This window comes from Nocardioides sp. SYSU D00065 (assembly GCF_017916425.1).
Lineage (GTDB): Bacteria > Actinomycetota > Actinomycetes > Propionibacteriales > Nocardioidaceae > Nocardioides.
In genome coordinates, this window is sequence record NZ_JAFMSX010000003.1 from 94723 (window position 1) to 106493 (window position 11771).

Consider the following 11771-nt stretch of genomic DNA (forward strand, 5'->3'; position numbering starts at 1 on the left):
CCTGTCGCGGCCCACCCCTCATCTAGCATCGGTGCGTGCCCCGCCCGTCGTCGTTCCGTGCTGCCCTGGCGGGCCTCCTGACCCTCGGGGTCACGTGCGGCCCCCTGGTGCCGCCCGCGGCGGCAGCCCCGGTGGCTGAGGAGCAGGACCCGCTGGTGGTGCGCCTCGACACGATCAGCCCGGTCCTCCCGCGCAGCGGCGACGTGGAGATCACCGGCACGGTGACCAACGTCAGCGACGCCACGTTCACCGGCGTGAACCTCCACGCCTTCTCGTCCCAGACACCGATCCTCGACCCCACCTCGCTCGCGGCGTCCGCAGCCATCGACCCGGCCGAGTTCGTCGGCCCCCGCGTCACGGTGCCGGGCACCTTCGACACCGTCGACACGCTGGCTCCAGGCGAGACCGCCGAGTTCTCCGACTCGGTCCCGGTCGAGCTGCTCGGCATCCCCGACCAGGAGGGGGTCTACTGGATCGGGGTCCACGCACTCGGCGACGGCGCCGTCCCGCGCGACGAGATCGCCGACGGACGCGCCCGCACGTTCATCCCCGCCCGCCCCAGCGGCCGTCGCACCCAGGAGGCCTCGGTCATCCTGTCGATCCGCAACCGCGTCTGGTACGACGAGTCCGGCGCCATCGCCGGGACCGAGCGGTGGGCCCGCCGACTGGCCGAGGGCGGCAGCCTGGACGGGGTGCTCGACATGGCGGAGTCGGCCGGCTCGACGCCGTACACCTGGCTGGTCGACCCGGCCGTCCTCGTCGCGGTGGTGCGTCTGGCGACCATGGGCAACCCCCCGCGCAGCCTGGCGCCGGCCGAGACCGCGGCGGGGCAGGAACCCAGTCCGACCGAGACACCGGCTGACGACGACGGCGCGGCGACCGGGACGCCGGAGACCCTCACACCGTCGGCCCCCGAGACGAGCGACCCCCCCACCGAGGAGGAGGCCGCCCTCGCCGCGGCGGCCTCGCAGTGGCTGACCCGGTTCATCGGGGTGGTGGGCTCCGAGACGGTCCTCACGCTCCCCTTCGGCGACCTCGACGTCGCGGCCGCGGTGCGCAACGACCCCGATCGCTATCCCGAGGCGCTCGCTCGCAGCGCCGAGGTGATGCGCGACCTGGGCCTGGACTCGCGCATGGCGGTGGCGCCGGGCAACGGCGTCCTCCCACCCGAGGCGATCGCCGCCACGCCGCCCAGCGCTGCCATCCTGCTCGGCGACAACGCCTTCGCGCTCCCGCCGAGCAGCCGGAGCTCGGTCGTGCGGCTGCTCGGGCACCGGGTGCTGCTCACCAGCAGCGGGGCCGAGGCGGGAGGTCCCGGCCCGACCGCCCCCGGCGACCCCCTCGCGCTGCGCCAGCGGCTGCTCAGCGAGGCCGCCCTCCGGCTGGCGAACCGCGACACCGCGCCGCTCGTGGTCACCTTGCCGACCGTGTGGCGCGGCGAGGACGCCGCGTCGTTCTTCAGCGAGCTCGAGCAGCCGTGGCTCGACGTCGTCCCGGTGGACGACGTCGCGGACGGGTCCGCAGCCGACGTGTCCGCATCGTCCCTGGTCTACACCCAGGCCGACCTCGAGGCCGAGCTGAGCCCGGCCAACTTCGCCGCGGCGAGGCGCGCCGCGGACGCGGCGGCGCTGCTCGACGAGGTCCTCACCCAGGAGACGACGGTGGCCCGGCAGGTCAGCGACGAGGTGCTGGTGTCCCTGTCCGAGCAGCACCGCCGGCGCCCGGGGCTGGCGCGCGCCGCCGGCCAGCGGGTTGAGGACTCGCTGCGCGCCGACCTCGCCAAGATCCGCATCGAGGCGCCGACGGCAGTCACGCTCTCCAGCGACGCCGGGCCGCTGGGAGCCACCCTCGTCAACGGCCTCGACCAGCCCGTCACCGTCCAGGTCCACGTGACCACCGACGGCGAGCTCACCCTGACCGGCGGCGGGGTGCGCGAGCTGGGGCCGCTCGCGCGCAGCGTGGTCCGGTTCGAGGCGGCCACGAGCCAGGTGGGCGTCCACAACGTCCGGCTGGCGGTGACCAGCCTCGACGGCGTACCGCTCGGCTCGTCCGACTCGCTCCCCATCCGCGCGGCCCGGGTCAGCGCGCTGATCTGGTTCGTGATGGCCGCCGGCGCGCTCGTGCTCTTCGGGATGATCGGCTATCGGCTCCCGGGCCAGATCCGGGCCCGGCGCGCGGAGCTGGCCGCGGCGGAGCGTGCCGAGACCGCGTCGGACGTCGAGCGAGCATGAGCGACCAGCGGATCCTGGCCTCCTCGGCGGTCATGGCGGCCGGCACGGTCGTCTCCCGCGCGTCGGGCTACGTCCGCGCCGCGCTGCTCGTCTGGGCGCTCGGCGCCGCGCTGCGCGCCGACCTCTTCACGATCGCCAACACGCTGCCCAACATGGTCTACATCCTGCTGGCCGGCGGCATCTTCAACGCGGTGCTCGTCCCCCAGCTGGTGCGGCGCATCAAGGACGACCCCGACGGTGGCGACGCCTACGCCAGCCGCGTCATCACCCTCTCCGCGCTGTTCCTCGGCACGGTCACGCTGCTGCTGGTCCTGCTGGCGCCTCAGCTGCTGCGGCTGTACCTCGACGGCCGCTACCTCGAGCCGGACCGGGCCGCTCATCTGGAATCCATCGTCGACCTCACCCGGTGGTGCCTGCCGCAGGTGTTCTTCTACGGCATGTACGTGCTGGTCGGGCAGGTGCTCAACGCCCGGGGCCGGTTCGGCCCGATGATGTGGGCGCCGATCGCCAACAACCTCATCTCCATGGCGATGCTCGTCGCCTACCTCGTCGTGTGGGGCTCGGTCGGCACCACGCCCGCCCGCTACGCCCCGCTGAGCAGCAGCCAGGAGGTCCTGCTCGGCCTGGGCTCGACGGTGGGCATCGTCGCGCAGTGCCTGGTGCTCGTGCCCTACCTCCGCGCATCGGGCTTCACCTACCGGCCGCGCTTCGACTTCCGCGACCCCGAGCTGCGCAAGACCCTGTCGCTCGGCGTGTGGACCCTGCTCTTCGTGGTCGTCACCCAAGCGGCGTACCTCGTCGTCGTCAGGCTCGCCTCCGGCGGCACCGCCGGCGCCGACGACGGCACGGGACTCACCGTCTACTCCAACAGCCTGCTCATCATGATGGTGCCGCACGCGATCGTCACGGTGTCGCTGGCGACGGCGATCCTGCCGCGCCTGTCGGCACTGGCACACGAGGACCGGCTCGCCGAGCTCGGCACCACCGTGGGCTCGACGTTGCGCACGGCGCTGGCCCTCGTGCTGCCGTTCGCGGTCCTGCTCCCGATCCTCGCCGACGACGTGGCGACGGCGGCGTTCGGGTGGGGCGACCCCGACACGGCGGCCGCGTTCGCCCCGAGCCTGGCGCTCTTCGGCCCAGCCCTGGTCTTCTTCACCGTCCACTACTTCATGCTCCGCGGCTTCTACGCCATGGAGATGACCCGGCTGGTGTTCTTCATCCAGCTCGCGGTCTCGCTGACCAACGTCCTCGTCGCGACGGCGCTGGTGCCCGCGCGGCCGCCGGAGGAGACGGCCCCGATGCTGGTCCTGGCCTATCTCGCCTCGTACGCCGTCGGCGCGGGCGTGAGCTTCGTGCTCCTGCGGCGCACGGTCGGGGGGCTCGAGGCGCCCCAGCTGGTGAGGTTCCTGGTCCGGATGGCCGTCGTGCTGCTCGCGGCCGGTGCCGCGACGTGGCTGGTCGAGCTCGCGCTGTCCGGTCTGGGCGAGCGGCCGGGACCGCTGGTCGCCCTTCTCCGCGGGGGACTGGCCGGGCTCGCCGGCTGCCTGGTGCTGCTGGCCGGTGCCCGGCTGCTGCGCGTGCGGGAGGTCACCGGCCTGGTCGACACCGTCGCCGCGCGGGTGCGACGCGGCTGAGATTCGGGGTCGGGACTCCCTAGAGTGGCCGGAGCAGCGGTGGGGCCAGGACGCGCGAGCGGAACGCGTGGGAAGCGAGGTGACGGTGTCGACGTCGATGCAGGCAGGTGACGTGCTCGCTGAGCGCTACCGGCTCGACGACCTGCTCGCCGAGAACGGGTCCTGCCGCTTCTGGCGCGCCCACGACCTCGTGCTCCACCGTCCCGTCTCGGTCCACGTCGTCGCGGCCGACGACGAGCGGGCAGGTCCGCTCCTCGAGGCCGCCCGCCGCGCCGGTCCGGTGATCGACCGGCGGCTGCTGCGGGTGCTGGACGCCGAGACAGCGGGCGAGCACTGCTACGTCGTCAACGAGTGGGGCCAGGGCGAGTCCCTCGACGCCCTCGTCACCCGTGAGGGTCCGCTGGCCCCGCGCCGCTCGGCGTGGCTGGTCGCCGAGGTGGCTGACAGCCTGGCCGTGGCGCACGCCGCGGGGCTCGCCCACGGTGCCCTGTCGCCGGAGAACGTTCTCGTCGACCAGCACGGCCACGTCCGCATCATCGGCTTCGGCGTGGAGGCCGCGCTGCGCGGCCTGCCCTCAGGGCGCACCTCCGTGGACGAGATCGACCTCGCCGGCATGCTCTACTTCGCGCTGACCGGCAAGTGGGCCGGGATCTCGGAGTCCGCGGTCCCTCCGGCACCCGAGGTGCACGGCGAGGTGCTGCGGCCGCGCCGCGTGCGCGCGGGCATCCCGCGGGTCCTCGACGCCCTGTGCGACCAGGTGCTCAACCCTCCCCACGAACCAGGCCCGGACGGTCCCGACCTCACCGCGGGTCGGATCCGCGACCTGCTCTCCGACTACGTCGGGGACATGACCGGGACGCACGTACCCGTCGTCGCGGTCCGCCCGCCCCAGCCACCCTCGGTGTCCCCGCCGACCGCGGTCGTGCCCGTCGTGCCCCCGTCACCCGCCGCCTCGCCGACGTCACGGGTGGACCCGACGCCTCGCACCGAGCCTGAGCCCGAGCCTCAGCCCGACCCCGAGCCGGTCGCCGAGCCGGTCGCCGAGCCGGTCGCCGAGCCCGAGCCTCGGGTGGAGACCTTCGAGGCGGAGCAGCCGCCGCCCGGGCCCACCCCGGTCACCGACCTGCCCACCCAGGCCGGCATGCCCGTCTTCCACGACGACGACGAGGTCGACTGGCTGCGGGCCCGCGCGGAGACCCCCGCGCCGCCACCGCCCCTGACCGAGCCGGAGCCCAAGCCGCTGTTCGCGCCCGACCCGCCCGAGGGCCAGCCCGTACGCCGCCCGCGCCCCGGCAGCCGGGCGGCGTCGGCCAGCACGGACTACTGGCCCTGGGACGCCTCCCAGGACTCCGGCGTACGACCGGTCGGTCGCGACACCGGCTCCTGGGCGTCGGGGTCCTGGGCGTCGGGGTCCTGGGCGTCGGGCCCGTGGACGGAGGACCGGTGGGCCACCGGCGAGGGCCTCGAGGACACGGGCGACCAGGTCCCGGGTCGCCGCTGGAACCGGCTCGCGCTCATCCTGACCGCCTGCCTGCTGGTCGGCGTCGCCGCGGTCGCCGCCTACCAGCTCGGCCTCAAGCCGCCCTCCACCGGCACGGGCGACGACGATCCCACCACGAGCGCCACCCCCACGGCGGTCGAACCCACCCCGTTCGCCGACCTCGTCGCCGACGACTTCGACCCGCAGGGCACCGACGGTCAGCAGGAGAACCCCGAGACGGTGGCTGCCGTGCTCGACGGCGACGCGACCACGGCGTGGACCACCTCCACCTACGAGCAGAACTTCGGGCCCGGCGGGCTCAAGACGGGTGTCGGCCTGGTGATCGACCTCGGCGCGACCAGGGCCGTGCGTGAGGTGCGGGTGACCACCGCGGGCGGGCAGACGTCGCTCGCGGCGTACCTCACCTCCGAGCCGCCCACGGGCGTGTCCGAGCTGACGCCCGTCGGCACGGCATCGGGCACCGACGAGCTCACGATCAGCCTCGACGAGGCGGTGTCGGGACAGTACGTCACGGTCTGGCTGACCCTGCTGCCGCAGGTGGAGGACGGCTTCCGCGGCAGCATCGCCGAGGTGCAGGTGCTCGGGTGAGCGACGACCGCTCCGACCAGCAGCTGCTCCGAGCGCACGTCGACGGCGACGCCGAGGCGTTCGGCGTGCTGTTCGCCCGCCACCGCGACCGGCTCTGGGCGGTCGCGCTGCGGACGATGGGCAACCCCGAGGACGCCGCGGACGGCCTGCAGGACGGCATGGTCGCCGCGTTCCGCCGCGCCGGGTCCTTCCGCGGCGAGGCCGCCGTGACCACCTGGTTGCACCGGGTGGTGGTCAACGCCTGCCTGGACCGCATGCGTGCCGCGAAGATCCGTCGGCTCGAGGCGCTCCCGGACGACGTCGAGGACCGCGGGACGCTCGTGGCCACCGCGGTGCACGACGACCAGCCGGACGAGGCCGCGGAGGACTCCGAGCGGCGCCGGCGCGTCCTGGCGGCGCTCGCCACGCTTCCTCCGGACCAGCGCGCGGCGCTCGTCCTGGTCGACATGGAGGGCTACCCGGTCGCCGAGGTGGCCCAGATGCTCGGCTGCGCGGAGGGCACGGTGAAGTCACGCTGCGCGCGCGGCCGCACGCGGCTGGCCACCCTGCTCGCGGACCTGCACCACCCCGCCGGTGACCCGCCTCACGGGAACCCGCCGCCGGACGGCCCCGTCCGACCCACAGCACGTCCCCGCGGGCCGCCCGCGTCCTGAGCCCGTCCCGACCCGTTCTCAGCCCGTTCTCAACCCGTCCCGCCGCCGACCAGCCGTGCCCGACCACCTCGAGGAGGTGCGATGACCGATCCCGGTGGACTGCCGCGCGAGCAGGAGGCCGTACGCCGCCTGCTCGCCGACGCGCGCCACGACGCGCCGCCGCCGGCCGAGGTCGTCGCCCGCCTCGACGAGACCCTCGCCTCGCTCGTCGCCGAGCGCGGCTCCGAGCCGCTCCGCGACGCCGACGCGCTGACGACGACTCCGGTCACCGACCTTGCCGCACGCCGTCGCCGAGCGGTGGGCACCGGGCTGCTCGCGGCCGCTGCGATCGTCGTGGCGGGCGTCGCCGTGGGGCAGCTGGTCCCCGGGGGCGGGGGCGACTCCGAGTCGGCAGCCTCCAGCGCCACGTCGAGCCGCGACCTGTCGCCCACCGACCCGCCCCAGGAGCGCTCCCAAGCGGACGCGGGTGCCGCCGAGGCGGGACCCGAGGCGGGACCCGAGGCGCCGATGAGGAGCACCGCGCCGCTGGCGGTCCCGACGCTCTCCTCCGCCGACCCCGACCTCGACGAGGACGTCCTCGACCTCCGCACCCGCGCGACGTTCCAGGCAGACCGGCTGGACCCGTCCGAGGCGCTCGCCGGGTGCGAGCTCCCGCGACTCGAGCGCGGCCGGAGCGTCGGCGCCGAGGTCGACGGGCGGCCGGGCGCCGTCGTCTTCGCCCAACCGTCCGGGGCCGCCCAGGACGTCGCCGTCTACGTCTGCGGCCGCGAGGAGCCCGTGCGCACCCTCACCCTGCCCGCACCCTGAGCCCGCCGGGGCTCGTGGACCGGCCTCGACGGGAAGAACGCTGGCCTACGATCGGTTGAGGACGTCGTACGCCACCATCGATCCAGCAGGAGTCACTGACCGCTCATGAGCACCAGCACCGCGCCCGTCGCCTCGACACCGCGCAACGTCATCATCATCGGCTCGGGGCCCTCCGGCTACACCGCGGCCGTGTACGCCGCTCGTGCCGCGCTGCAGCCGCTGGTGCTCGAGGGGTCGGTGACCGCCGGCGGTGCGCTGATGAACACCACCGAGGTCGAGAACTTCCCCGGCTTCCGCGACGGCATCATGGGCCCGGCGCTGATGGACGAGATGCGCGCCCAGGCGGAGCGGTTCGGCGCCGAGCTGGTGGCCGACGACGCCATCGAGGTGGACCTCACCGGTGACGTCAAGATCGTCCGGACGGCCACCGAGACCTACACCGCGCGGGCGGTGATCCTCGCGACCGGCTCCGGCTACCGCAAGCTCGGCCTGCCCCGCGAGGACGAGCTGTCCGGCCGGGGCGTCTCGTGGTGTGCCACCTGTGACGGCTTCTTCTTCCGCGAGCAGGCCATTGCCGTCATCGGCGGCGGCGACTCGGCGGTCGAGGAGGCGACCTTCCTGACCCGGTTCGCCTCGAAGGTCTACCTGGTCCACCGCCGCGACGAGCTGCGCGCCTCCAAGATCATGCAGGAGCGCGCGTTCGCCGACCCCAAGCTCGAGATGGTCTGGAACGCCGAGGTCGCCGAGATCAACGGCGCCGACAAGCTGGAGTCGATCACGCTGCGCGACACCACGACGGGCGAGGAGCGCCAGCTCGACGTCACGGGCCTGTTCATCGCCATCGGGCACGACCCGCGCTCGGAGCTGCTGACCGGTCAGGTCGACCTCGACGACGACGGCTACGTCTTGGTGGACCACCCCTTCACCAAGACCAACCTCCCCGGCGTCTTCGCCGCCGGTGACCTCGTCGACCACCACTACCGCCAGGCCATCACGGCCGCCGGCACGGGTTGCCAGGCGGCCCTGGACGCCGAGCGGTTCATCGCCGCCCTCGACCACGAGGCGTCGACCGCCGACGGCGCCGCCGCGACGGTCGAGGCGATCGAGCAGCAGATCGAGACCGCCCGCGCCTGACCACTTCGGCACCGGACGGGAACAACTGTCCGTGGGCCGGTGTTCAATCGACATCCACACGAACGACTACCGAAAGGGCACTGACGTGGCCAACATCGCCGCTGTGACCGACGCCGAGTTCGAGGCGCAGGTCCTCAAGTCCGACAAGCCCGTCCTCGTCGACTTCTGGGCGGAGTGGTGCGGTCCGTGCCGCCAGGTCGCCCCGATCCTCGACGAGCTCAACGCCGAGCACGGTGAGAAGCTCACCTTCCTCAAGATGAACGTCGACGAGAACCCGGTGACACCCTCGTCCTACCGCGTGACCGGCATCCCGACCATCAACGTCTACCAGGGCGGCGAGGTCGTGAAGTCCATCGTGGGCGCCAAGCCCAAGGCCGCGCTGCTCAAGGAGCTCGAGGGCATCATCTGAGACACCCCGCGACGAGCGGTGCCCGCTCGTCGCGTCGCTCGCCTGAGGCGGCCCGCACCGATCCGATCGGGCGGGCCGCTTTCGGCGTCGGGCGTACGACGCCTCGCAGCCGCTCGAGGGCGAGCTCGACCTCGTCCTTCCAGCGCAGCGCCGTGCGCAGCTCCATCCGCATCCGCGGTGTCGTCGGGTGGGCGCGCTGGGTCTTGAAGCCCACGCTGCCGAGGAACTCCGCCGGCAGCACGCACCCGTCCGAGCGGCCCCGCGTGTCGCCGTACGCCTCGATCGCCGTGTGGCCCCGGGCGACGAGGTCGGCCGCCATCGCCTGCACGAGCAGCCGCCCGAGTCCGCCGCGGCGCATCGCGGGCTCGACCCAGGCCGTGGCAGCGACGACCGCGTCCGCCGACGCCGGAGCCGTCGGCAGCGCCACCGCGCCGGGCAGCCTCGCCGCGGGCGCGTACACGATGTGCCCGACGACCCGGCCGTCGACGTGGAGCACGCGGCCGCACGAGCCCCAGTCGCGCAGCACCCCGGACAGCCAGCTCTCCTTCTGCGCGATGCGCTCCCGCTCGTCGAGCCGGGCCCGTTCGACCGGCCCTAGCTCCCAGAACAGGCAGGCGCGGACCGGGTCGGCCAGCTCCGCGAGGTGGTCGACCGTCAGGCGCTCGGTCTTGCGGGACACATCGCGATGCTAGCCCCGCCGCTGGCCTGAGAGGATGCAGCGTGCGCCCGATCCGACAGAGCAAGAAGCTGCAAGGTGTCCGCTACGACGTGCGTGGCCCCATCCTGGTGGAGGCCCAGCGTCTCGAGGCCGAGGGACACCGGATCCTCAAGCTCAACATCGGCAACACCGCCCCGTTCGGCTTCACCGCGCCCGAGCAGATCGTCGCCGACATGGTGCACCACCTGCCGCAGTCGCAGGGCTACGCCGACTCCCAGGGCATCTGGTCGGCCCGGACCGCGGTGATGCACTACTACCAGTCGCACGGCTTGCGTGACGTCGGCGTCGAGGACGTCTTCATCGGCAACGGGGTCTCCGAGCTGATCTCGATGGTGCTCCAGGCGTTCGTCGACGACGGCAACGAGATCCTCGTGCCGGCTCCCGACTACCCGCTGTGGACCGCTGCCGTCACGCTCGCCGGCGGCATCCCGGTGCACTACCGCTGCGACGAGGAGGACGACTGGAACCCCGACCTCGCCGACATCGAGGCCAAGATCACCGAGAACACCCACGCTCTCGTCATCATCAACCCCAACAACCCCACCGGCGCGGTCTACAGCGAGGAGATCGTCAAGGGGCTGGTCGACATCGCCCGGCGCCACCAGCTCGTGGTAATGGCCGACGAGATCTACGAGAAGATCCTGTTCGAGGACGCCGAGCACCACCACGCGGCGACCTTCGCCGGCAACGACGTCCTGTGCCTGACGTTCTCCGGGCTTTCTAAGGCCTACCGGGTGTGCGGCTACCGGGCCGGCTGGGTGATGGTGTCGGGACCCAAGGAGGTCGCGACGGACTTTCTCGAGGGCCTCACGCTCATCGCCAACATGCGGATGTGCGCCAACGTGCCGGCGCAGCACGCGATCCAGACCGCCCTCGGGGGCTATCAGTCGATCGAGGAGCTGATCGGCCCCGGCGGACGCCTCTACGAGCAGGCGATGCTGGCGCACCGGCTGCTCAACGAGATCCCTGGGGTGAGCAGCGTGAAGCCGCGGGGGGCGCTGTACTGCTTCCCCCGCCTCGATCCCGACGTGTACGCCGTCGAGGACGACCAGGAGCTGGTGATCGACCTCCTGCGCGCGAAGAAGATCCTGGTCACCCACGGCACGGGCTTCAACTGGCCGACGCCCGACCACTTCCGCCTCGTGACGCTCCCAGAGGCGAGCGTGCTCGAGGAGGCGATCGGTCGGATCGCCGACTTCCTGGCGACCCGCCGCTGACGCTGCGACGGCTCGGACCCTAGGCTCCTCGTCATGCGCGACCTGACCTACCCGCCGATCATCGCCACCGCCAAGGCCGGGTTCCGCGCGCTGGGGCAGCGCTTCGAGATGACCGGCACCGAGCACGTGCCGCGCGACGGTGGTGTGCTCCTGGCCTTCAACCACGTCAGCTACCTCGACTTCATCTACGGCGGGCTCGCAGCCCACCCCTCTCGGCGCCTCGTGCGGTTCATGGCCAAGCGCGAGATCTTCGACCACGCCGTCGCGGGACCGGTCATGCGCTCGATGCACCACATCGAGGTCGACCGCGGGGAGGGCGTCGCGAGCTTCCACACGGCCGTCGAGCAGCTGCGCAGCGGTGAGGCCGTCGGCATCTTCCCCGAGGCGACGATCTCCCGGGCGATGGAGCTCAAGGAGTTCAAGACCGGGGCCGTCCGGATCGCCGCCGCCGCCGGCGTACCTCTCGTCCCTGTGATCCTCTGGGGCACCCAGCGGATGATGACCAAGGACCATCCGCGGGACTTCTCGCGCGGCAAGACGATCGCGATCCGCGTCGGTGCGCCGATCCACCCCACCGGTGCCGACCCCGCTGCCGAGACGACCACCCTCCGTGCGCGGATGTCGCAGATGCTCGCCGAGACCATCGCCGCCTACCCGGCGGACGAGCAGCCACCCGGTGCCTGGTGGGTGCCGGCGTCGATGGGCGGCGGCGCACCGACGCTGGAGGAGGCGGCGGCGCTGGACCGCACGGAGCAGCGCGAGCGAGCCAAGCGGCGGGCACCCAAGCGCGCCCGGCGCTGAGTGGCTTCATCGACCTGACGACTCGTCGATAGGCCGCTCAGTCGTCAGATCGCTTTAGCGTTTTGTCGACTTTTCAGA

Annotated in this window: 10 protein-coding genes; 9 read left to right on the forward strand and 1 reads right to left on the reverse strand. The window is 73.0% G+C overall.

The annotated features are described in order from the left end of the window. Window positions 1–35 precede the first annotated feature (35 nt). The 7 genes from J3P41_RS13940 (at window position 36) to trxA (ending at window position 8957) form a co-directional block, all read left to right on the forward strand. On the forward strand, window positions 36–2231 hold the full coding sequence (locus J3P41_RS13940; protein WP_210650976.1) for a DUF6049 family protein: 2196 nt from the start codon (window positions 36–38) through the stop codon (window positions 2229–2231). Next, window positions 2228–3865, forward strand: a complete 1638-nt coding sequence (gene murJ / locus J3P41_RS13945) for a murein biosynthesis integral membrane protein MurJ (RefSeq protein WP_210650977.1) — start codon at window positions 2228–2230, stop codon at window positions 3863–3865. Before J3P41_RS13940 ends, murJ begins: the two co-directional genes overlap by 4 nt. A gap of 67 nt (window positions 3866–3932) precedes the next feature. After that, on the forward strand, window positions 3933–5954 hold the full coding sequence (locus tag J3P41_RS13950; RefSeq protein WP_210650978.1) for a protein kinase family protein: 2022 nt from the start codon (window positions 3933–3935) through the stop codon (window positions 5952–5954). Next, window positions 5951–6607: an RNA polymerase sigma factor SigM gene (gene sigM, locus J3P41_RS13955; protein WP_210650979.1), complete on the forward strand. Its 657-nt coding sequence runs from the start codon at window positions 5951–5953 to the stop codon at window positions 6605–6607. Before J3P41_RS13950 ends, sigM begins: the two co-directional genes overlap by 4 nt. 81 nt (window positions 6608–6688) lie before the next feature. After that, window positions 6689–7414 carry a hypothetical protein gene (locus tag J3P41_RS13960; protein WP_210650980.1) on the forward strand — a complete coding sequence of 242 codons (726 nt, stop codon included), beginning with the start codon at window positions 6689–6691 and terminating at the stop codon, window positions 7412–7414. Window positions 7415–7519: 105 nt separating this feature from the next. Next, window positions 7520–8548, forward strand: a complete 1029-nt coding sequence (trxB, locus tag J3P41_RS13965) for a thioredoxin-disulfide reductase (RefSeq protein WP_210650981.1) — start codon at window positions 7520–7522, stop codon at window positions 8546–8548. A gap of 85 nt (window positions 8549–8633) precedes the next feature. Further along, window positions 8634–8957, forward strand: coding sequence for a thioredoxin (trxA, locus tag J3P41_RS13970; protein WP_056603764.1), 324 nt, complete (start codon window positions 8634–8636; stop codon window positions 8955–8957). On the opposite strand, the gene J3P41_RS13975 is transcribed toward trxA, so the two are convergent. Further along, window positions 8950–9636 (reverse strand): GNAT family N-acetyltransferase, encoded by a 687-nt coding sequence (locus J3P41_RS13975; protein ID WP_210650982.1) that lies wholly within the window; start codon window positions 9634–9636, stop codon window positions 8950–8952. The two genes, trxA and J3P41_RS13975, sit on opposite strands and share 8 nt — an antisense overlap. A gap of 41 nt (window positions 9637–9677) precedes the next feature. Between J3P41_RS13975 and J3P41_RS13980 the strand changes: the two genes are divergently transcribed. Both J3P41_RS13980 and J3P41_RS13985 read left to right on the forward strand, forming a co-directional pair. Further along, a complete protein-coding gene (locus tag J3P41_RS13980) occupies window positions 9678–10892 on the forward strand; it encodes a pyridoxal phosphate-dependent aminotransferase (RefSeq protein WP_210650983.1) in 1215 nt (404 codons plus the stop codon). Between the two features lie 33 nt (window positions 10893–10925). Beyond that, a complete protein-coding gene (locus tag J3P41_RS13985) occupies window positions 10926–11693 on the forward strand; it encodes a 1-acyl-sn-glycerol-3-phosphate acyltransferase (protein WP_210650984.1) in 768 nt (255 codons plus the stop codon). Window positions 11694–11771: the final 78 nt, after the last annotated feature.